This window comes from uncultured Mailhella sp. (assembly GCF_944324575.1).
Lineage (GTDB): Bacteria > Desulfobacterota > Desulfovibrionia > Desulfovibrionales > Desulfovibrionaceae > Mailhella.
The window spans coordinates 1-19,327 of the sequence record NZ_CALUWV010000021.1; the positions used below are offsets into that span (position 1 = coordinate 1).

Genomic DNA, 19,327 nt, shown 5'->3' on the forward strand with positions numbered 1-19,327 from the left:
ATCATCGACAACACCTTTGCCACTCCCGTGAACTGCCGTCCCATCGAATGGGGCGCGGACATCGTGGTGCACTCCACCACCAAGTACATGGACGGTCACGGCGCAGCCGTAGGCGGCTGCATCGTGGATTCCGGAAAGTTCGACTGGATGGCCCATGCCGACAAGTTCCCGGGTCTCTGCACGCCCGACGAAAGCTATCACGGCATCACCTATGTGACCAAGTTCGGCAATGCCGCGGCGTACATCACCAAGGCAACGGCGCAGCTCATGCGCGACTTCGGCGCCATTCAGGCTCCGCAGAACGCCTTTCTGCTGAACCTCGGACTGGAAAGCCTGCACGTGCGCATGGCTCGTCACTGCGAAAACGGTCTGGCCGTGGCCAAATACCTCAGTCAGAGCGACATGGTGGACTGGGTGCGCTATCCCGGACTGCCCGGCGACAAATACCATGAACTGGCGCAGAAGTATCTGCCCAACGGCTCCTGCGGCGTGGTGAGCTTTGGTGTGAAGGGCGGCCGCAAGGCTGCGGAAAACTTCATGAAGCACCTGCGCATTGCTGCCATTGAAACGCACGTGGCCGACGCCCGCACCTGCTGCCTGCATCCCGCCAGCGCCACGCATCGTCAGATGAACGACGAAGAACTGCGCAACTGCGGTATTCTGCCCGAACTCGTGCGCTTCTCCTGCGGCATAGAGAACGCTGAAGACCTCATTGCCGACATTCATCAGGCTCTGGAAGCCAATCGCTGATTCCACGGGCCTTCCGAACGCTTCGGAAGGCCCTTCTTTTCAAATTCCGGCCGCCGGCTTCCCGAACCTTTTCGTCCATCATCCGGGAGGATGCCATGCCCATTAAAATCCCCAATGAACTTCCTGCCGTAAAAACGCTCAACAACGAAAACATCTTCGTCATTACCGAAACGCGTGCCGTCACGCAGGACATCCGTCCTCTGAAGATCCTTCTGCTCAACCTCATGCCTACCAAGATAGCGACGGAAACGCAGCTTTCCCGTCTGCTGGGCAACACTCCCCTTCAAGTGGAACTTGAACTTATCCACACCTCCAGCCATGAATCAAAAAACACGCCCCGCAGCCATCTGCTCTCCTTCTACAAGACCTTCGAGGAAGTGCGCGGCAACTACTACGACGGCATGATCATCACCGGCGCGCCCGTGGAACTCATGCCTTTTGAGGAAGTAGAGTACTGGAAGGAGCTTTGCGACATCATGGAATGGAGCAAGAGCCACGTGCACAGCACCTTCCACATCTGCTGGGGGGCACAGGCCGGTCTGTATTATCATTACGGCATTCAGAAAAGACTGCTGCCCAAAAAGATTTCCGGCATCTATCCTCATCAGGTAGACCATGCCGGCTCCATTCTCTTCCGTGGCTTCGACGACGTATTCATGGTCCCCCATTCCCGCAACACCACTGTGGATCGGGCCGACGTGGAAAATCAGCCGGAACTCAAGATACTTGCGTCCTCTCCCGTGGCGGGGCTGTACGCCATTTCCACGGACAACGGCAAGCAGATCTTCATTACCGGACATTCCGAATACGATGCCGACACGCTCCACAGAGAATATACGCGCGACCTTGCCGCCGGCATCAATCCGGAAATTCCCGAAAACTACTATCCGAACGACGACCCGAGTCAGCCGCCCCGCATGACCTGGCGTGCTCACGCTCATCTTCTTTACGCAAACTGGCTCAACTACTTCGTCTATCAGTCCACGCCCTACGACCTCGCGGAACTGGAAAAGCAGGCACGAAACGGAAGAAAGTAACGCCGCTCTCTGCCTTCCAATGATTTCAGAGCTCCGGTCGTTCCGTCGCGGACGAACCGGAGCTCTTCCATCGCAAAAGGAAGGAGCTTCTCGTCCGTGCCCGGCTCATCGTGTCACGCCACGTCCTTTCCCCGTACGCGAACGCGCAGCCTTTTCCCTGCCCCTCCGACAAGGTCTCCGTTTCCTCATCCCCTCCTGTCCATGAAAAAAGCCGCCCACCTTCCGGCAAGCGGCTTTTCCTGCACAGGGGAGCATTCCCCTATAAACAGCTCTACAATATGTCGTGCATGCTCAGTATGCCGAGCGGCCTGTGCCTTTCATCCACAACGAAGACACAGGTGATCTTTCTGTCTTCCATGATGCCCTGAGCCTTGGCGCTCAGCGCATCGGCATCAACGCATACGGGGTTTCTGGTCATGAGTTCGCAGGCCGTGCTTTCGAGAATGTGCGGCCCCATATGACGACGAAGATCACCGTCGGTAATGATGCCTGCAAGCGTTTCTCCGTCCATGACGCCCACGCATCCGAAGCCCTTCTTCGTCATTTCCGCAAGCACGTCCATCATGGGCGCATTCAGAGGAAGAAGCGGCATGGCTTCGCCCGTGTGCATGAGATCGCGCACCAGCGACAGCTTATGACCAAGAGAGCCTCCCGGATGAAAACGCCGGAAATCCTCCTTGCGGAAACCGCGGGCCGTAAGCAGACACATGGCGAGCGCATCACCGAGCGCCATCTGTACCGTCGTGCTCGTCGTGGGCGCGCAGTCCAGAGGGCAGGCCTCGTGAAGCTGCGGCTGCTGAAGAAGATAGTCGCAATGCTTGCCGAGGAAGCTGTCGGCATGTTTGGTAATGGCGATGAGCGGCATGTTGTTCTGAGAGGCATAAAGCACAATGTCCGTCAGCTCCGCCGTATTGCCGGAATTGGAAATGGCAATGACGGCATCGTCCGGCGTCATCATGCCGAGATCGCCGTGGCTGGCCTCGGCGGGATGAATGAAATACGCCGGAGAACCGGTAGACGCAAGCGTGGCCGCTATCTTGCGTGCCACATGCCCGCTCTTGCCCATGCCCGTGACGGCTATGCGCCCTCTGATGCCGAGAAGACAATCTACCGTCCGTTCAAACGATTCCCCAAGGTTGTCGGCCAGAATGCAGAGAGCCTGCGCCTCATCGCGCAGCACCTGCCGAGCTTCGTCAAGATACTTCATCGCCCTCACTCGCCTTTTTTCCCAAGAATGCGGCGCACCTCTTCAAGATCTTCCGGCGTGTCCACGCCCGGCCCCATGGCCTCGACTTCCAGAACACGGATGGCAATGCCCGCCTGCAGTACGCGAAGCTGCTCCAGCTTTTCCGTGTTTTCCAGCGGAGAATACGGCAGCGAACCGAAGTTCATGAGAAAATCATGACGGTAGGCGTACATGCCGAGATGCCCGTAATACGAAGGAGCAATGCCTCCGGAACGGGGAAACGGTATGGGACTGCGGCTGAAGTACAGCGCATTGCCGTTATATGCACGCACCACCTTCACCAGATTGGGATTCTGCGCCTGCTCCACAGTTATGGGATAGCAGAGCGTTCCCATCTGCAACGCGGAATCTTCCAGCATGGCGCGTGCCAGCTTCTCGATGGCGGAAGGTTCCACCAGCGGCTCGTCCCCCTGCACATTCACATAGATGTCGGCCGGATGTGCCTTTGCCACTTCAATGAGCCTGTCGGAGCCCGAAGGACAGTCGGCACTGGTCATGCAGGCCTTTCCGCCGAAGGAAGAGACGGCGTTCATGATGCGCTCATCATCCGTGGCCACCAGCACCTCGTCAAAAAGTTCCACCTGACGCACCCGCTCATACACGTGCTGCACCATGGGCTTGCCGCAGATGTCCACCAACGGCTTGCCCGGCAGCCGCGTAGAGGCATAGCGGGAAGGAATGACGGCTATGATGCTCATGCCCGCTTCTCCTTGGCCACGGCGTCGAACTCGTGGATAAGCGAAAGAAACGCCGGAAGATCCCTGATGGCCAGCATGTTCGGCCCGTCGCAGGGAGCCTTGTCCGGGTCGGGATGCACTTCCATGAATATGCCCGCCACGCCCACGGCCGCAGCCGCACGGGCAAGCGTGGGCACAAATTCCCGCTGGCCGCCGCTGCACGACCCCTGAGCTCCGGGAAGCTGCACGGAGTGGGTGGCGTCGAACACCACCGGCGCAAATTTTTTCATGATTTCAAGACCACGCATGTCCACTACCAGATTTCCGTACCCGAACGAGGTTCCCCGCTCACACAGGCTAATGCGTTCATTGCCCGTGGAACGGGCCTTTTTAAGCACGTTTTCCATTTCCCACGGCGCAAGGAACTGCCCTTTCTTGATATTCACCGGCTTCATGGTGGAGGCAGCGGCCAGAATAAGGTCGGTCTGACGGCAGAGGAAGGCGGGAGTCTGCAGATAGTCCGCCACTTCAGCCACGGGCGCAGCCTGCTCAGCGGTATGAATGTCGGTAAGCACCGGAACGTTCCGGCTTTCCCTCACTTCGGCAAGGATGGAAAGGCCCTCTTCCATGCCTACGCCGCGAAATCCCGTACCGGAGCTTCGGTTGGCCTTGTCGAAGCTGGACTTGTAGACAAAGGGAATGCCCGCAGCCGCAAAGATTTCCTTGAGCGCGGCGGACACTTCCAACGCATGAGCGCGGCTTTCTATGGCGCACGGCCCGGCTATGAAGAAGAGAGGCAGAGCATTGTCGGCCTTGAGGTACGGTTTGCCGTTGAATTCAAGTTCAAACATGGAAACTCCAAGCCCGTCGGGCGAAAAAAGGAAACTGAGGGATGAAGTATAAGTCATGCCCGTACGCACTTCAAGGGAAGAGAATCCGGGAAGTTCCCCATTCCGCCGGAAAAAGACCGCTTTTTCTTTTCTCCGGTCGGGAAAGAAGCATGGACGCGTATGCAAAACTGGAATATGCTGAATTGCAGCTTTTACGGATTTTCACGAATCCGGCCCAACAGACGACCCTATTTAATGCTCAGCAGGTATTCATGTCAGGCACAATGAAAAGGTTCCAGCCCGTGTCTCTTCAACCGGCTCTTCTCCACGACGTTGTCGTCCTTCCCGAAACATACGGATTTTCCGGCGCGTGGTGCCAGGGCAAACCGGTAGCACTCGCGCATATGTGCCGCAGGGGGCGTCAGTACCGCAAACAGGCCCCCTTTGCCGCTCCGGTCCGCATCGTGGAAGAGCCCTGCATCTGGGGAGGATTGTTTCAGACGCACTACGGGCATTTCATCATTGAGTCCATGCAGAATCTTTATGCCTTCCGTCAGCATCCTGAACGGCGCATCATATGGCGCAACGGCTCCGCAGAGGCCGTACGCCCCTGGCAGCACGAGCTTCTTCATCTTACGCAATGCGACCGCAACGGCTGGGACTTCGTCAATGAGCCGACGCTGTTCCGGGACATGCTCTTCCCCGTTCCCGGACTGATGTGCGACGTATGGCTCACACAGGAACAGGCGGACGCCTTTGCCGTCTGCGAGTCACACGTGCAGAAGGGGAAAAAAGTATGGCTTTCCCGCTCCTGCATTGAATCCGACAACATCGTCTTTACCAACGAACGAGAGCTGGAAGCCATGCTTGCCGCACGGGGATGGCTCATTGTCCATCCCGAACATCATTCCATAGTGGACCAGGCGAACATCATGGGTTCTGCCGAGGTCGTCATGGGCTGCATAGGTTCAGCGTTCCATACCCTGCTTCTTCTGAAGAATCCGGGCACTCGATACATCGTCATCAATCGCATGAACGGTGCGGAAGAGGCCCACAATCTCCAGTTTGACCTCATCGCCAGAGCCAGAACAGACAATTACTATGTCTGGGAACCACCAAAACACGACGCGCCCGCCCTGCGCCGCCGCAAAATCCATCACGGCTGGCCATGGTATGCCTTTGACCTTGAAGCCATGGCCCGCGAGCTTGACCTGAGGGACGACTTTTGCGGAGATATGGCAGGCTGCCCCGGCATGACCCCTGTCAAGGACAGGCCGGCCGTGAACGACACGGGCCGGCCCATTCTCTTCGATCTGAACGTCACTGTTCTGGATCGACTCTATTATGTGTACCGATACGTGCGTCGAAAAGGACGCCCGCTCAAGAACGCCTGGACGAATCTGCAGCAGAGCCTCTGGCAGCACTTTCACAGACGCTGACGCCGAGCTCGCAAACGACGCGTTCCAGCATCTTCGGTGCGACGCCAAAGGAGTACTCAAGCTCCAGCCGCTCCGTGTCCTTGTGCGCATCCTTGCCGGAAGGCCCCACCGATGCAATGGGAACGTCGAGCGAGAGTAAATCGTCCATGGAAAGAGAAAACACCTCTCCCCAGCCGGGCATGTTGTCCGCCAGCGTCTTCAGTTCGCCGGGTTTTCCCTGAAAGCCCATGTAGCTCAGATCCATGATGCCGCTGAAGCATTCCACAAGACTGACGGCGCCGACACTCTTCTCAAGATCGGCGCAGACGCCTTCCATGACGGCGCGCAGACGGCGCTCCTTGTCCGTGGCCCGGAGGTTGAGACGCTGGGGATAATACGGAGGCAGAAAGCCCACAACGACGGCCGGCCCCTTGAGGTTGACCAGCGACACCAGATGATCGAGCACGGCCAGCCCCTTTTCCCGCTCGTCCATGTCGGCGGGAAGAGACCGGGCAAACGCGGAAAGGCGCGCCTTTGCCTCATCCAGGCTTCCTTCTCCTGCCATGATCTCCATGAGCTCATGTACGGTGAACACGCGCGCCTCCCAGGCGGGAACGGGCGTATCCGCACGACCGGCCTGCGCCTGAAAGCGCCGCCCTGCCTCGCGGATGCCGGCCAGCGTCTCATCCAGCGCGCGACGGGCGATCTTTCGACAGATGTCCAGCATGTCCAAAGGGCTTCTGCTTACGGAAAGCACATTGAAGTAGGCTGCAGCCCGCTCCGGGAGCGTGACGGAATACGTGTCCCGAAGATCCTTGAACTTGAGGCAGACCGGAGGCGTCAGCGTATCTTCCCCCGAGCCGTCCATAAGCTCGGGGCAACAGTCCATGAGGCATACCACCCGCGCGGCAATGGCCGCGGCGTTCACGCCGTCAAAAGCATAGCCCACGTGAGCCTCACGCCCCACACAGAAAAACAGAGGCATGATCTTGCCTGTGGTACCGGTGAACAGAATCCGGTGAGGTCGGCTCTCGCCCGTGGTTTTCGACGTCCAGAAGGCGGGCTCTCCGGAAAGTGCCGCCACGAGGTCAAGATCGTGCTCCTTCACAAAGGAACACAGACCGGCAAGGGAACCTCGCATACCGGCGGAGCTGCCTTCCTCATCGGGAACGGCCAGAAACAGAAGGTTTACGCCGAGTTCACCGCGATGGCGGGCCATATGGGCAAGATACGTCATGTAAAGGGCAATGCCGGCCTTCATGTCCATAACGCCCCGGCCGAAAAGCCAGTTGCCCGACACAAGATCATCCCTCGCGTCGTCGGGAATGTCCCTGCCTTCCATGGCCGCCGTGTAGGCATCGGCGTCAAAGGCCAGATCGGCCAGATCACCGCACACATCCGTGTCCACCACGTCAAAATGACCGTTCAGAAGAACCGTGCGGGAACAGGGGGATGCGGCCTGCACGAACGCCAGTACGGCGCGCCTTGCCAAACCGCCCTTCTCCACGGAAATAAACCGCAGAAAGTCAGGATGCTCCTGAAAATACGCCTCTTCGGCCAGAATCGCATAAATGGCATCGGCCGCCTCGTTTTCTCCCTGCGTATGCGACACACTGCGTATGCGCACCAGAGTCTTTGTCAAATCCAGCATTCCTTCCCGCGTGAACTCAAGCATACAGCCTCCTTGTTGCGAGGCAGAACGTAGTCCCGGCGGACGAAAAACACAAGACGGGACAACAAGGACTCTGTCCCCTGCCCCGTCCCCGCAACCAATACGTTGCATCTGCGAATCATCCCGGACGCCATCTGTGTCGTCATAAGAGTTCTGCTCGAAGAATCCATAAAAAAAGGGGCGCTCACGACAGAACAATGTCGTGAGCGCCCTCGGGGGCATAAAAAACAAAACTACTTTTCAAGCAGCTTGTTCAGCGCAGCACGCAGAGGCTCCTGCAGCTTCTTGTCCTGAAGACCGAAGTAGATGCCCGCAGTCAGATAATCGACCCAGTCTCCGGCATCAAAGCGACGTCCCTTCATCTTGACGGCCAGCATGCCCTTGTCCTTCATATAGTTGGCAAGGGCGTCGGTAAGCTGGATTTCTCCACCCTTGCCGGGCTTGACCTGAGCGATGTAATCGAAGATTTCACGGGGAAGCACATAGCGGCCCACAATGGCGAGACGGGAATTCATGGAGCCGACGGCGGGCTTTTCCACCATGTCGGTAATGCGGTATATGCCGTCCTCCACTTCTTCACCGGCCACCATGCCGTACTTGTCGATCTTGTCGGCAGGCACTTCCATTACGCCGATGGTGGGCATGTTGTATTTTTCCGCCGCCTGCACGAGCTGCACGAGTCCGGCGTTTTCACCCACCATGAAGTCATCGCCTACCATGACGGCGAAGTAATCTTCCTGAACCATGTATCTGGCACAGCCGACGGCATGGCCGAGACCAAGCTGCTGCTTCTGGCGGACAGCCATGACGTCCACCATGCTGGCGGCTTCCTGCACGGCCTTGAGCTGTTCAATTTTGCCGGCCTCGGCCAGAAGTTCCTCCAGCTCGATGTTGCGGTCAAAATGGTCTTCCACCACAGACTTATGACGATTCGTCACAAAAATGACTTCCTGCACGCCTGCACGCACGGCCTCTTCCACAACGTACTGAATGACCGGCTTGTTATAGATGGGCAGCATTTCCTTGGGAATGTTCTTGCTGGCAGGAAGAGAACGGGTACCCCATCCGGCGACAGGAAGAACGACCTTGCTTACTTTCATGACGACCTCACAGAACCTTGGAAAAACTTTTGCGGCATTCGCCGCTTTCCAGAACGATGCGGAATGCTCCGCTCAAGAACTCGCGCGCCATACGCTGTCGCGCAAGCAAACCACGATGAAAGTCATTTTTGTCACATGATATGCCTTCCGCTGCATTATCAGCCACATACGTATATCATGCCTTCTTTTGTCTTCAATTTACACTTTTTTTCCGCTTACGTCCATACGTTCATGCAATTGTAAAAAGAATGAAACAAAAAAAACATTGCCTTTCATCGGAATTCATGAATAAAACTGAAAGCATGAGGTGGAGCGTTGTTTTCTTTTTCAGCGTTACAAAACTGTTCATCATAACGCCTGCTCTTCTGCATCATCATAAAAATGGACCTTACGTGTTCTTTCTTCTGCTGCCGGATATAAAGAAAGACCCCGAAGAAGATCAAGCTTCTCCGAGGTCTTGTTCGGAAAAAAACAAGTCTACGACATCACCGTCGCCGCCCGTCAGGCATGACGACCGCATCCGCCCCTGCACAGCCTGCCGGAACCGAACTCCTGCAGTTTTCCGTCAATATAAGCCTGCAGCACGTCCTTCACACTGGAATATCCGGAAGCGTAAAACACCTGCATGCCCATCTGATGCATGGCGTTCAGCGGTCCCATGCCCATGCCGCCGGCAATGAGAACGCCGACGCCCTTGTCCGAAAGCGCCTGAACAGGCACGATGCAGCCGCCCTGCTCATGTCCTTCGTTGTACTCGACGCTCACGTCAAGAATGCGTCCGTCCTGAATGCGGGCCACGGTATAGGCGTCACAATGACCGAAATGTGCGCTGGGGACAGCCTCAAGACCAGCGGGAGCGTTGGAGGGAACGGCAACAAGGATGGCTTCGGACATGATGAAACTCCTTTTGAATGACCGTCCGGCAGACCTGCCATGCGGAGAACCATACCTAGGCCTTCCTGCTTCCGGCAGTATCCCCGCTTCAGAGCTTTCTCTGCAAAACGGCCCTTAATTCTGCTCAAATAAGCAAATACTACTTTTCACGGGCTGCATCAAGAGTACTCGGCATTTTCTGCAGTCACCTGCCTTTTACAGCAGCGCACGCCAGTCAAAAACTCCCCGCAGGTCTTTGCCGCAACCGTGCGTGACCTGCGGGGCATGAATCCATCCGTCGCTGCGAAAAGCGGTGATTCTCCAGTGTCAGACCTTTGTCCGGGCAGCCCGCAGGCCGTTGGCCACCACAATGAGCGCCGTGCCCACGTCGGCAAATACGGCCATCCACATGGTGGCATTGCCCGTAAAGGCCAGCAGGAAGAAGAGCGCCTTTACGCCAAGAGCCAGGGCAATGTTCTGCACAAGAATGGCATACGTCGCGCGGGAAAGCCGGATGAATCTCGGAATCTTGCGCAGATCGTCATCCATGAGAGCCACGTCGGCGGTCTCCATGGCGGTATCGGTACCGCTGCCGGCCATGGCAAAACCTATGTCAGCCCGGGCGAGCGCCGGGGCGTCGTTGATGCCGTCACCGGCCATGCCCACTTTACCCCACTGTTTCGAGAGCTCTTCCACGGCACTCAGCTTGTCCTCGGGCAGAAGGTTGCCGCGAAAATCATCCACTCCGGCCTGCGAGGCGATGACGCGGGCCACTTTTTCATTGTCCCCCGTAAGCATGACCGTACGAACGCCGAGTTCGTTCAATTCACGCACGGCCTGCCTGCTGCTTTCCCTGATGGTGTCGGCTACGGCAAACACCGCGCGAACGACCTTCTGGTCCGCCAGCGCCACCACCGTTCTGCCCTGCTGTTCAAGTGCGGCTGCGCGCTGTTCGATATTTTCGGAGGAAAGACCGGCCAGTCTCATCATTCTGATGCTGCCGAGGCTGAAGCGTTCACCGTTCACGGTTCCACGCACGCCCTGGCCGGCCACGGCCTCAAAGTCCTCCACGTCCAGAAGCCGTATGCCTTCCTCTCCGGCCTTTTCGGCCACGGCAAGGGAAACCGGATGATCCGACCGGGCCGCAAGGCTGGCGGCAAGCAGCAGTTCCTCCTGGGCGTCGCGTCCGTCCATGGCTTCCATGTCCGTCAGCTTCGGCTTGCCGCAGGTAAGCGTACCCGTCTTGTCAAGAGCGAGACAGCGCAAGAGACGGCCCTGTTCCAGAAACATCCCACCCTTGATAAGTATGCCGCTTCTTGTAGCGGCCGCCATGCCGCTGACAATGCTGACGGGGGTAGATATCACCAGCGCGCAGGGGCAGCCTATGACGAGCAGCACGAGGCCGGTATATACGGAATCAAGCCATGCCTGTCCCATGAACAGCGGCGGAACGACGGCCGTGAGCAGAGCGAGCAGAAAGACTGCGGGCGTATACCATCTGGCAAAGCTGTCCACAAAGCGCTGCATGGGGGCACGACGCCCCTGAGCCTCCTCCACGGCGTGAATGATGCGCGCGAGCGTAGTGTTCGAAGCCGCAGCCGTCACCTCGAATTCAAGAGCGCCGGAGGTGTTTATGGTACCGGCGAAGACAGGATCCCCCTCGCCCTTCTCCACGGGAATGCTCTCGCCTGTGATGGGTGCCTGATCCACGGCGGAATGGCCGGAAAGAACCACGCCGTCAAGCGCTATCCTTTCGCCGGGCCTGACTCTCACGTGACTGCCGATGGCAATATGACGAATGTCCGTTTCCGCCCACGAGCCGTCAGACTGAAGCACCGTCGCCTTTTCGGGAGAAAGCGCAAGCAGCTTGCTTATGGCGTTGCGGGCCCTGTCGAGAGCACGCGCCTCAATAGCTTCGGAAACATTGAACAGCACCATGACCATGGCCGCTTCCGGATACTGACCGATGATCACGGCACCCGTCACGGCCACGGACATGAGCGCATTGATGTTGAGGTTGAAGTTGGAAACGGCCAGCCACCCCTTGCGGTAGGTGCCGAGCCCTCCGAGCAGTATGGCCGCCACGGCAAAAATGAGCGGCAGCAGCGACACAAAGGAAAATCCTTCTGCAGGTCGGGCAATGACTCCCCACTCCAACGCGAATTCCATACCTTCGGAAATCGCCGCAAAAATTCCCGCCAGCGCAAGCTTCTTCCAGGGAATGCGGGGAGATTCCACCAGGCGGGGCGCGATTTCCTGGCTGGCGACCACAGGTTCCGGAACCATGTCTATGGAAGCAAGAGCCTCTTCTATAACTCTGGTGGAAGGAAGTTCGTGCCTCACGGTCAGAACACGCTGCATGAGATTGAACTCAAGACCGGTGATACCTTCCACCGAGGCGAGTCTCTTGCGGATAAGCGCTTCCTCCATGGGACAGTCCATGTTCTTGATAAGGTACACAGCGGTCGTGTCCGAGGCGAGAGCCGCCAGCGCGCCGTCTACGGGCTGGGGAGCTTCGTGCTCATGACCGCAGCAGCAGTGACCATGCCCGGCCTCATCGTGATGATGGGCATGATGGTCATGAGCAGCATGATCGTGGTGGTGATGTTCGGCCTCGTGCATTTCAGGGGTATAAGCCTTCAACGTAAAAGCGGCGCAGGCACAGTCGGCCTGACCGGATGAAGAACATATATTGTTGCTTCTCATGTTGTTTCTCCTTGCTGAACATCAACGTAGTGTCTATAGTAGCTATAGAGTCAAGCGTTTCTGAAAAAAAATTTGAAAATCTCGGTCAAAAACGCGCAGAAAGGAAAAAATATTCTGTATTTTCAATAAACTGCAGAAAACAAACCCAAGAATCCAACAATACCATGCCTACCACCGCAACTCGGTAAACCCCGATAAGGAGTATCGCCATGCCTTTAAAAATTGGAGAACTGGCCAGGCTTTCCGGCTGTCAGGTCGTCACCATACGCTACTATGAAAAGGAAGGGCTGCTGCCCCAGCCCGAGCGAACGAGCGCCAACTACCGCCTCTATGACGAGAGCGACGTCGAACGGCTCCACTTCATCCGCCGCTGCCGCCTTCACGGCATGAATCTTGCCGAAATACGGAGCCTTCTCGCCTTCAAGGATCATCCGACGGTCAGCTGCGCGTGGATCAACGATCTGGTGGACAGGCACATTGCCGACGTTGAACGCCAGATAGCCTCGCTTCAGCACCTCAAAACCCATCTGGAAGCCCTGCGGCACACCTGCGCGGGGGATCATGTGCAGGGCTGCGGCATCATAGACACGCTGGATCACGGTTCCCCCTGCGCCTGCTGCCATGAAGAGCACTGCCATCTGAACGAGCTGAGCGCTGAAGCGCCGAAACGGAAAACGAAACGGAACGGCTGAAAATTTCGAGGATTCCCTTCCGTCCGGCGCCCGCCCCTCCCTTCTCTCCCGCTTGCGCGCGCGGCCCGCTTGTCGTACCATTGCCCGGCCTGCGGAACTCTCCCCCCTGCTTTCCCTTCCGTTCATGGGAACTTCGGGGCTTCTGCGGCGTTCGGGCAGTGCAGCCCTTGAAATTCCCTTGCAGACGCACTGCTTCAAAAGGAAGGAACACATGAGTTTTCTCAAAGCCAGCACCAGCTTCACACGCTTTCGCATCCTTGACGACGTTCCCGCCGAACTGTGGGCCGCCATTCCCGAAAAGCTCCGTCAGTTCGCCTTTATGGACATTGACGACATCGCCGAGGAACGGGCCTTCGGCTGGACTAATTTCGACGACATGCTTGATACGGAATGGAAGTTGAGCCCGCCGGAAAAGGCCGACTATCTGACCTTCTCTCTCCGTCTCGACACCCGCCGCATTCCTCCGGCCGTGCTGCGCAAGCACACGCGCATTGCCCTTCGCGAGGAAGAAGCCCGCATCAGGGAGCTGGGAAAAAAATTCATTCCCCGCGACCGCAAAAAGGAAATAGGCGAACAGGTAAAGCTGCGCCTCATGGGGCGCTTTCTGCCCATCCCTGCGGAGTTCCAGGTCATCTGGAACACCCGCACCAGACGCGTGTATTTTGCTTCCACGCAGACGAAAATGATCGAGCTGTTCCTCGAACTTTTCACCCGCAGCTTCGATCTGCGTCTGGAACAGCTCGTTCCCTGTGCGCTGGCGCTCTCCATGCTCGGTGAACAGTGCGCCGACAAGCTCGACGCCGTGGAATCCACGCACTTCATTTAACAAAAGGCATCGAACATGGCAGACATCGGTTACATCGGCGAAAACACCGACCTCATTCTGGGACAGGAATTTCTTACCTGGCTGTGGTTCCGCAGTGAAACGGGCAACGTCTTCCGCATGGAATCGGCGGACCACGCCGGAGAACCCTTCACCGTGGCCATGGAGCAACGCATTGTGGTTCGCGGAGGCGAAGGCGAAAACCAGGAAACCGCCACCGTCGTAGGTTCCTTTTCTCCTTTGCGGGAAGCAAGACTCGGCCTGCTCACCGGCAAGCAGGTAGTTCGCGCCCTCGTTCGGCTGGAAAAGGACGGCATGGACTGGCAGGTAACGTTGAAGGCCGAAGACTTCAGCGTCAACTCTCTGCGCACGCCTCCCATTGCCAAAGAAGACGCCTCGGAGGACCCGGACGCTCTTTTCCTTGAAAAAATGTATCTTATCGATCAGGCGCTGGACATGCTTGATGAAATGTTCCGGCAGTTCCTTGCGCTTCGCCTCGCTCCCGCCGCATGGCAGAAGGAAGCCGCAGCCGTGGCCGAATGGATGCGGCACGACATCAGTCAGGGAGCCATGCAGCCCGGAGTCTGACGCCTTCACGGCAGGCCGTCGGAGGCCTCCACCCATCAGGGCGCTCCGAAGGCCTGTCCGAAAGGCACTCCTGCCCGACCCGGCGTCGAATGACCATGTCCGGGCCTGCCCGCATAACGAATCCCGATCTTCCGGGGAACGGAGGACTATGAAAGACGCTCCCAATCGCGGCGGCAGCACCGCCTCACGCTGGAGGGCACTGGCCATCCGGGCGCTGCGAAAGACGCTCTGGATGCTGCTGGTGCTCTGGGGCATCACGCTGGTAAGCTTTTTCGTCATACATCTGGCCCCGGGGACGCCCACCGACATGCAGACCAGTCTCAACCCGCTTGCGGGAGACATGGTGCGCGAAAGGCTTAATGCACTCTACGGGCTCGACAGACCGCTCTGGGAACAGTACGTGGACTGGCTGAGTCGTCTCGTCAGACTCGACTTCGGCATATCGCTTTCCAGCGACGCCCGTCCCGTCATGGAAAAAATCATGGAACGTCTGCCTCTTACCGTGGGCATGAACGTCATATCCCTGCTGCTTACCCTGCTCATATCCATTCCCATAGGCATCATATCAGCCGTGCGGCGGGGCACCCTGCTCGACCGGGCTCTCACGGTACTGGTCTTTCTCGGCTTCGCCATGCCCAGCTTCTGGCTGGCCATGCTGCTCATGCTCTACTTCGGCATAGATCTCGGCTGGCTTCCCCTTTCCGGGCTCACATCTCTGGACTATGCGCAGCTTTCGCCTCTGGGCAAGGCGCTGGACATTGCCCGTCACCTTACGCTGCCCATACTTGTGGGACTGGTCGGAAGCATTGCGGGCACGTCGCGCTTTCTCCGTTCCTCCATGCTGGAAGTGCTGCGTCAGGACTACATGACCACAGCCCGTGCCAAAGGCCTGCCAGCCAGACTCGTCATAGGCAGGCACGCCCTGCGCAACGCGCTTCTGCCCGTCATTACCATGCTCGGACTCTCCATTCCCGGTCTCATCGGCGGCAGCGTCATCATTGAAACCATTTTTGCCCTGCCCGGCCTGGGCCAGCTTTTCTATGCAGCCGTCATGGCCAGGGACTATCCGCTCATCATGGGCAATCTCGTGCTCGGCGCCGTGCTCACGCTGCTCGGCAACATGCTCGCCGATGCAGGCTACGGTCTTGCCGATCCCCGCATACGCTCCACGGCACGGCAGGAGGACAGATCATGACTCTCAGCCTGAAAAGACACGGAATGTTCCTTACCGGACTTGCCATCGTGCTTGTCATGAGCGTGCTTGCACTGCTCGCTCCGTGGATAGCTCCGTTCGATCCCGCTGCTCTGAACCTCGATCAGATTCTCATGCCGCCCTCATCCGAGCATCTGCTCGGCACCGATGAGCTCGGGCGCGACGTTTTCTCCCGACTGCTCTACGGCGCCCGGGTGTCGCTCTGGGTGGGCTTTGTCGCCGTGGGCATATCTACGGCCATCGGCATCGTGCTGGGCCTTGCTTCCGGCTACTTCGGCGGCTGGACGGACGAACTCATCATGCGCGGCGTGGATGTCATGCTCTGCTTTCCTTCGTTTTTCCTCATTCTTGCCGTCATTGCCTTTCTGGAACCGAGCCTCACCAACATCATGGTCGTCATAGGGTTCACGTCCTGGATGGGCGTGGCCCGTCTTGTCAGGGCGGAAACCCTTTCCCTCAGAGAACGGGACTTCATTGCAGCCTCAAAACTGGCCGGAGCCTCCACGACGCGCCTTCTTTTCGTGCACATTCTTCCCAACGCCCTGGCGCCCGTGCTTGTTTCGGCCACGCTCGGCGTCGCCGGAGCCATTCTCGTCGAATCCTCCCTGAGCTTTCTCGGGCTCGGGGTGCAGCCTCCGGACGCAAGCTGGGGCAACATGCTCATGGACGGCAAGAACACGCTGGAAATCGCCCCATGGCTCTCGCTCTATCCTGGCCTTGCCATTCTCGTCACTGTACTGGGATACAATCTGCTCGGTGAAAGTCTGCGCGATCTTCTGGACCCGAGACTCAGGGAACGCTGAACCGTGCGGAAGGATTCCTGAAAAACGAAGGCGGCCGGAGACATGAATCTCCGGCCGCCGTTCATGTTAACATGGCAGCTCAGATCTGCCGCCCGTCGCTTCCAATACCTGACGCTTCATACTCTATCCCCGCCCGGAACACCGACGGAATGACCGGGCTCTTCCGACTGCCCGTGTCCAGAGTCCTGATACCCCATAAATGGGGCCCCCGAGGGGGCCTTGAGACGTTGCTTCATTTGGATCAAAGTCGCACCATGTTCCGGGGACTCAGTCACCGGAGACGCACGGCTTTGCGGCTTCTGTCCGACAGTTCGTTCTGCGAACGTTACCAGCGGCGGCCATGCCCGCCATAATCATGACGCTCCTGCTGATGTCCGTAAATACCTCCGGCCAGAGCGCCCAGTCCGCCGCCGATAAGGGCGCCGGTCGTTCCGCTGCCGCCGGTAAGCGTGCTCAGGCCGCCGCCGATGAGCGCTCCTCCGGCGGCTCCGCTGAGCGCCCCCTGCTGCGTACGGGACATATTAGTGCAGCCCACGGAACCAAGAGCCAGAGCCCCTGCAAGAAGTACGATAACGGGAAACTTTTTCATCATGACACTCCAAAATACTTCCGGCATCACTTGTCGGCCGGAGCCATGAACTCATACCAGAGCACGTCGAAAACGGAACGGCCGGCCTCAGTCGGATGCGAGGCATACCAGTCGTCAAGCTTTTTCTGAATCTGCGTCCAGCTTTCATCACCGAAGGCCTTCAGCCAGGCCGCCACAAAAACAGACTCTTCCGTTCCCTGCTTTTCAGCAACAAGGTGCTCGATGGCCACAGTACTGGAAACTCCGTAAAGAAACGCAAGTTTTTCCGATGTGGAAGAGCGTTGCCACTCGTTTCCGGTAAAGTCGGCAGGAGTTGCCGTCCCGGCAACGGCGGAGCCGGCAAGGCCACAAAGCATGACCGCGACGAAAAACCACTTAACACAACGAAGTCTCATAGAAAAATTCCTCACCACTCAAGGTCAAGGGACACCACCTCAGATGGACATCGGCCGTCTGGGATCAGGACGAGGACTGCCGGGTCTCGGCGCACCCGGACGAGGCGCCCCCGGTCTTGGAGGCCCGGGGTGAGGGGCTGGGCGAGGCGCCGGTCTGCCCGGACGGGGAGCGGGACGCGGTGCTCCGGGTCTGGGTGCCCCTGGACGAGGCGCAGGTCTCGGCGCTCCAGGGCGAGGGGCGGGACGAGGCGCCGGTCTGCCCGGATGGGGAGCAGGACGCGGTGCTCCGGGTCTGGGACTCCCGGGACGGGGCGCAGGTCTCGGCGCTCCGGGCCTCGGTGCGTCCGGCCTGGGAGCAGGATGACGCTCCGGGCCGTGAGGCGGCGCAGCTTCCGCTTCGCAAGGCAGCAGGGAAACCGCCATGCCGACGGTAAACAGGCTCACCAGAGAACAAAGAAAGGTACGTCTATCCATATGCGTTTACCTCTTCCAATAACAACTGGACAGGAACCTATTTGAAGACATAGCGCACTGCCTGCCATTATGCAAGTATGTCACGGCGCGCCGCATATGCCGAGACATCCTGATATTCTATTTATTTAATTAGAATAATTGCTTGCCCTGTTCTGAGTTGTCAAGGTAACGAAGCATTGCGCTCCCTTTCTTTTTCTTTCGCCTCTCCCCTGCCGCAACACGCTGACGAAGCGACGAAGAGCTGTCGGCAAGCCGCATCTCTTCTGCTTTCTGCGAAGCGAAAGCGGGACTCCCTCAAGCCGGGTACTGATTCATGCTGCCCTGCAGCCACAGCGTTCCGGTGATGTCGTCCCCCGTCTGCGGTTCATAGCCCTTCAGCAGATGATCGGCAGCATACAGGTATCCGCGCAGCGAACCTTCCCCCATGCCTGAAAAAATCGTAAGTATGCGCAAAAAACGCCGTCCCATGAATTCCACGCGTTCCGTGCCGAGCACAGGCACCTGAAAGGCCCACATCCCCACCACTTCCGTAGGCAGCAGCAGTCCCCGGCCGTGAGAAGAAATCACCTCCGGATGAAAATCGCCGACCTTCTTTTCTGGGTGAGCTATAAGAAAGGCTTTGAGCGCCGCATTCCAGGCCGCAGACCCGGGCTCCAGAACGACATCGGTCACATCCGCCTTCGTCAGGGCAAGCGCCAGTCCCGCCAGATGGAACTCGGCCCGGGCACCGAACTGAAGCTGCGGCACGTGCTGAAAGAATCCCGCAAGGAAAAACGACACGGGCATCCCCATCCCGGACGTGCGCACAGCCACCACGCCGGATATGCCGTTGGACCAGATATGCGCCTGCTCTATGACGGAAGACACCGGCATTCCCTCAAAGGCAGGATAGCCTCCCACAAAATCGGCCTTGCCCTTTCCCTGCGTCATGATGATGTGCGAGTGGATCGAAATGCCGCCGCTTGAGGGATAGGACAATAGAATGACGCTGCTGCCGTCCTTTCTGTGCATGACCGGTCCCTGCGGCACGCTTTTTTCAAACACGCTCTGCAGGCTGCCGACATATTCCCGACTGCCTTCGGGAAAAAACGCCGACCACACGTCTCCAAGCCCTTCAAAGTGCCTGCCCGGAAAGGCGGACGAAGGCCCCTCATTGTCCGGCGCAGAATCGCTGGACGTATTGTTTCTCAGAGGAGGCTGTCTGACCGTCGTGCTGCTGTGCGTGCCCCGACCGCCGAAAAGTTTGCCCAGAGATCCCATATGTTCTCCTTTTGCCTGCATGGCACGCCATGCAATGCTCTCAACACCGTGACAAGACAACCGTCGTCTGCAACAGGCACCGTTGCCTCTCTCCAGACGCTTCGGACGGACCAGACGGACAGCCTGCCGCCGTCCGAAACCGCAGACCCCTTACAGCTATCAATAATCCGTTCCCGGAACA

Annotated in this window: 19 protein-coding genes; 9 read left to right on the forward strand and 10 right to left on the reverse strand. The window is 58.1% G+C overall.

Going from position 1 to position 19,327, the window contains the following annotated elements; genetic code table 11:
* On the forward strand, nucleotides 1–750 hold a 750-nt coding region (locus Q0J81_RS04190), incomplete at its 5' end, for a PLP-dependent transferase (protein WP_294446183.1).
* A 95-nt stretch (nucleotides 751–845) separates the two neighbouring features.
* Nucleotides 846–1,787, forward strand: coding sequence for a homoserine O-succinyltransferase (gene metA, locus Q0J81_RS04195; protein WP_294446184.1), 942 nt, complete (start codon nucleotides 846–848; stop codon nucleotides 1,785–1,787).
* A 271-nt stretch (nucleotides 1,788–2,058) separates the two neighbouring features.
* Here the strand turns inward: metA and Q0J81_RS04200 are convergent, their stop codons facing one another.
* The 3 genes from Q0J81_RS04200 to kdsA are packed head-to-tail and all read right to left on the reverse strand — an operon-like array spanning nucleotide 2,059 to nucleotide 4,561.
* Nucleotides 2,059–2,994, reverse strand: a complete 936-nt coding sequence (locus tag Q0J81_RS04200) for a KpsF/GutQ family sugar-phosphate isomerase (protein ID WP_294446185.1) — start codon at nucleotides 2,992–2,994, stop codon at nucleotides 2,059–2,061.
* A gap of 5 nt (nucleotides 2,995–2,999) precedes the next feature.
* Entirely contained in the window at nucleotides 3,000–3,731 is a 732-nt protein-coding gene (kdsB, locus tag Q0J81_RS04205; RefSeq protein WP_294446186.1) for a 3-deoxy-manno-octulosonate cytidylyltransferase, read from the reverse strand.
* On the reverse strand, nucleotides 3,728–4,561 hold the full coding sequence (kdsA, locus tag Q0J81_RS04210; protein ID WP_294446187.1) for a 3-deoxy-8-phosphooctulonate synthase: 834 nt from the start codon (nucleotides 4,559–4,561) through the stop codon (nucleotides 3,728–3,730). Before kdsA ends, kdsB begins: the two co-directional genes overlap by 4 nt.
* A gap of 251 nt (nucleotides 4,562–4,812) precedes the next feature.
* Here kdsA and Q0J81_RS04215 point away from each other — a divergent pair, with 251 nt between their 5' ends.
* Nucleotides 4,813–5,979, forward strand: a complete 1,167-nt coding sequence (locus Q0J81_RS04215) for a glycosyltransferase family 61 protein (RefSeq protein ID WP_294446188.1) — start codon at nucleotides 4,813–4,815, stop codon at nucleotides 5,977–5,979.
* Here the strand turns inward: Q0J81_RS04215 and Q0J81_RS04220 are convergent.
* On the reverse strand, nucleotides 5,921–7,633 hold the full coding sequence (locus Q0J81_RS04220) for a M20/M25/M40 family metallo-hydrolase (protein ID WP_294446189.1): 1,713 nt from the start codon (nucleotides 7,631–7,633) through the stop codon (nucleotides 5,921–5,923). The genes Q0J81_RS04215 and Q0J81_RS04220 overlap by 59 nt on opposite strands.
* A gap of 230 nt (nucleotides 7,634–7,863) precedes the next feature.
* Nucleotides 7,864–8,730: a UTP--glucose-1-phosphate uridylyltransferase GalU gene (gene galU / locus Q0J81_RS04225; RefSeq protein WP_294446190.1), complete on the reverse strand. Its 867-nt coding sequence runs from the start codon at nucleotides 8,728–8,730 to the stop codon at nucleotides 7,864–7,866.
* Between galU and Q0J81_RS04230 the strand changes: the two genes are divergently transcribed.
* Entirely contained in the window at nucleotides 8,717–8,869 is a 153-nt protein-coding gene (locus Q0J81_RS04230; RefSeq protein WP_294446191.1) for a hypothetical protein, read from the forward strand. The two genes, galU and Q0J81_RS04230, sit on opposite strands and share 14 nt — an antisense overlap.
* 362 nt (nucleotides 8,870–9,231) lie before the next feature.
* Here the strand turns inward: Q0J81_RS04230 and Q0J81_RS04235 are convergent, their stop codons facing one another.
* Both Q0J81_RS04235 and Q0J81_RS04240 read right to left on the reverse strand, forming a co-directional pair.
* On the reverse strand, nucleotides 9,232–9,624 hold the full coding sequence (locus Q0J81_RS04235; protein WP_294446192.1) for a NifB/NifX family molybdenum-iron cluster-binding protein: 393 nt from the start codon (nucleotides 9,622–9,624) through the stop codon (nucleotides 9,232–9,234).
* A gap of 306 nt (nucleotides 9,625–9,930) precedes the next feature.
* A complete protein-coding gene (locus Q0J81_RS04240; protein ID WP_366937512.1) occupies nucleotides 9,931–12,045 on the reverse strand; it encodes a heavy metal translocating P-type ATPase in 2,115 nt (704 codons plus the stop codon).
* A 473-nt stretch (nucleotides 12,046–12,518) separates the two neighbouring features.
* Here Q0J81_RS04240 and cadR point away from each other — a divergent pair, with 473 nt between their 5' ends.
* From cadR to Q0J81_RS04265, 5 genes are all read left to right on the forward strand, one after another.
* On the forward strand, nucleotides 12,519–13,001 hold the full coding sequence (gene cadR, locus Q0J81_RS04245) for a Cd(II)/Pb(II)-responsive transcriptional regulator (protein ID WP_294446194.1): 483 nt from the start codon (nucleotides 12,519–12,521) through the stop codon (nucleotides 12,999–13,001).
* Nucleotides 13,002–13,212: 211 nt separating this feature from the next.
* Nucleotides 13,213–13,827: a hypothetical protein gene (locus Q0J81_RS04250; RefSeq protein ID WP_294446195.1), complete on the forward strand. Its 615-nt coding sequence runs from the start codon at nucleotides 13,213–13,215 to the stop codon at nucleotides 13,825–13,827.
* A gap of 15 nt (nucleotides 13,828–13,842) precedes the next feature.
* The gene (locus Q0J81_RS04255; RefSeq protein ID WP_294446196.1) at nucleotides 13,843–14,412 is read left to right on the forward strand and encodes a hypothetical protein; all 570 of its coding nucleotides are present in this window, start codon (nucleotides 13,843–13,845) and stop codon (nucleotides 14,410–14,412) included.
* Nucleotides 14,413–14,560: 148 nt separating this feature from the next.
* A complete protein-coding gene (locus Q0J81_RS04260; protein ID WP_294446197.1) occupies nucleotides 14,561–15,607 on the forward strand; it encodes an ABC transporter permease in 1,047 nt (348 codons plus the stop codon).
* Nucleotides 15,604–16,428, forward strand: coding sequence for an ABC transporter permease (locus Q0J81_RS04265; protein ID WP_294446198.1), 825 nt, complete (start codon nucleotides 15,604–15,606; stop codon nucleotides 16,426–16,428). The genes Q0J81_RS04260 and Q0J81_RS04265 overlap by 4 nt, the downstream gene beginning before the upstream one ends.
* 325 nt (nucleotides 16,429–16,753) lie before the next feature.
* Here the strand turns inward: Q0J81_RS04265 and Q0J81_RS04270 are convergent, their stop codons facing one another.
* From Q0J81_RS04270 to Q0J81_RS04280, 3 genes are all read right to left on the reverse strand, one after another.
* Entirely contained in the window at nucleotides 16,754–17,017 is a 264-nt protein-coding gene (locus tag Q0J81_RS04270; RefSeq protein ID WP_294446199.1) for a glycine zipper domain-containing protein, read from the reverse strand.
* Nucleotides 17,018–17,043: 26 nt separating this feature from the next.
* Entirely contained in the window at nucleotides 17,044–17,412 is a 369-nt protein-coding gene (locus Q0J81_RS04275) for a hypothetical protein (RefSeq protein WP_294446200.1), read from the reverse strand.
* A 768-nt stretch (nucleotides 17,413–18,180) separates the two neighbouring features.
* Nucleotides 18,181–19,146 carry a hypothetical protein gene (locus Q0J81_RS04280; RefSeq protein ID WP_294446201.1) on the reverse strand — a complete coding sequence of 322 codons (966 nt, stop codon included), beginning with the start codon at nucleotides 19,144–19,146 and terminating at the stop codon, nucleotides 18,181–18,183.
* Nucleotides 19,147–19,327: the final 181 nt, after the last annotated feature.

Coding starts and splice junctions, on each gene's coding strand:
- metA (WP_294446184.1), top strand. CDS start 846: ATGCCCATTAAAATCCCCAATGAACTTCCTGCCGTAAAAACGCTCAAC.
- Q0J81_RS04200 (WP_294446185.1), bottom strand. CDS start 2,994: ATGAAGTATCTTGACGAAGCTCGGCAGGTGCTGCGCGATGAGGCGCAG.
- kdsB (WP_294446186.1), bottom strand. CDS start 3,731: ATGAGCATCATAGCCGTCATTCCTTCCCGCTATGCCTCTACGCGGCTG.
- kdsA (WP_294446187.1), bottom strand. CDS start 4,561: ATGTTTGAACTTGAATTCAACGGCAAACCGTACCTCAAGGCCGACAAT.
- Q0J81_RS04215 (WP_294446188.1), top strand. CDS start 4,813: ATGTCAGGCACAATGAAAAGGTTCCAGCCCGTGTCTCTTCAACCGGCT.
- Q0J81_RS04220 (WP_294446189.1), bottom strand. CDS start 7,633: ATGCTTGAGTTCACGCGGGAAGGAATGCTGGATTTGACAAAGACTCTG.
- galU (WP_294446190.1), bottom strand. CDS start 8,730: ATGAAAGTAAGCAAGGTCGTTCTTCCTGTCGCCGGATGGGGTACCCGT.
- Q0J81_RS04235 (WP_294446192.1), bottom strand. CDS start 9,624: ATGTCCGAAGCCATCCTTGTTGCCGTTCCCTCCAACGCTCCCGCTGGT.
- Q0J81_RS04240 (WP_366937512.1), bottom strand. CDS start 12,045: ATGGACTGTCCCATGGAGGAAGCGCTTATCCGCAAGAGACTCGCCTCG.
- cadR (WP_294446194.1), top strand. CDS start 12,519: ATGCCTTTAAAAATTGGAGAACTGGCCAGGCTTTCCGGCTGTCAGGTC.
- Q0J81_RS04250 (WP_294446195.1), top strand. CDS start 13,213: ATGAGTTTTCTCAAAGCCAGCACCAGCTTCACACGCTTTCGCATCCTT.
- Q0J81_RS04255 (WP_294446196.1), top strand. CDS start 13,843: ATGGCAGACATCGGTTACATCGGCGAAAACACCGACCTCATTCTGGGA.
- Q0J81_RS04260 (WP_294446197.1), top strand. CDS start 14,561: ATGAAAGACGCTCCCAATCGCGGCGGCAGCACCGCCTCACGCTGGAGG.
- Q0J81_RS04265 (WP_294446198.1), top strand. CDS start 15,604: ATGACTCTCAGCCTGAAAAGACACGGAATGTTCCTTACCGGACTTGCC.
- Q0J81_RS04270 (WP_294446199.1), bottom strand. CDS start 17,017: ATGAAAAAGTTTCCCGTTATCGTACTTCTTGCAGGGGCTCTGGCTCTT.
- Q0J81_RS04275 (WP_294446200.1), bottom strand. CDS start 17,412: ATGAGACTTCGTTGTGTTAAGTGGTTTTTCGTCGCGGTCATGCTTTGT.
- Q0J81_RS04280 (WP_294446201.1), bottom strand. CDS start 19,146: ATGGGATCTCTGGGCAAACTTTTCGGCGGTCGGGGCACGCACAGCAGC.